This is a genomic window from Microbacterium karelineae, from assembly GCF_009745985.1.
Classification (GTDB): Bacteria; Actinomycetota; Actinomycetes; order Actinomycetales; family Microbacteriaceae; genus Microbacterium; species Microbacterium karelineae.
Genome location: NZ_WFIX01000031.1, coordinates 1 through 851, shown reverse-complemented (window position 1 = coordinate 851; position 851 = coordinate 1). Strand labels below are relative to the sequence as shown.

The following is an 851-nucleotide window of genomic DNA, read 5'->3' as shown; positions in this document are numbered from 1 at the left end:
CACTGCCGGAATGGGTGGTGGTACAGGAACCGGAGCCGCTCCTGTCATTGCTAAAGTAGCGAAAGACATGGGAATTCTTACCGTAGGTATTGTTACCGTTCCTTTCAGCTTTGAAGGGAAAAGAAGGTTGGAGCAGGCAGAAAACGGTCTGGATAAATTAAGAAACAATGTTGACTCGCTTATTGTGATCAACAATGATAAACTAAGACAGCAATTCGGAAACCTTGGATTCAAGCAGGGATTCTCAAAAGCCGATGAAGTGTTAACCAATGCTGCAAAAGGGATGGCAGAAGTTATTACAGGTTACTTTGATGTAAACATTGACTTTAGAGATGCTAAATCTGTACTTCAGAATTCCGGTACAGCCTTGATGTCTACTGGAACAGCTTCAGGTGAAAATAAAGCTGAAGAAGCTGTAAGAAAAGCCCTTGATTCTCCGTTATTAAATGATAACAAGATCACAGGTGCTAAAAACGTATTGTTATTGATCAGAAGTGGGGCTGAAGAAGTTACCATGGATGAGATCGGTATCATTATGGATCACATCCAGAAAGAAGCAGGAAACACTGCAGATATCATTTTTGGGGTGGGTGCAGATGAAGAATTAGGAGATGCAGTAAGTGTTCTTGTAATTGCAACTGGATTCTCTAATGATAATAAGAAATTCGCAGGACCTACTGAGAAAATCAGAATCAGTCTTAACGACAGTTTTGAAGCACCTAAAAATTCTCCTTTCAAAACAAGAGAAGAAAGAGAATCAGCTCCTGAGACAACGCATGATTTTGGAGGAAAAAACCTTTTCAGGCTGGATGACGAAGATCACGACACTCCGTTCAATGTGACCTCTGCTG

General features: G+C 41.0%; 1 protein-coding gene. It reads left to right on the top strand.

Annotated elements, in window-relative coordinates; genetic code table 11:
* Window positions 1-851, top strand: an 851-nt coding sequence (locus GB932_RS21810; RefSeq protein WP_197517174.1) for a cell division protein FtsZ, incomplete at both ends; no start/stop codon positions are given.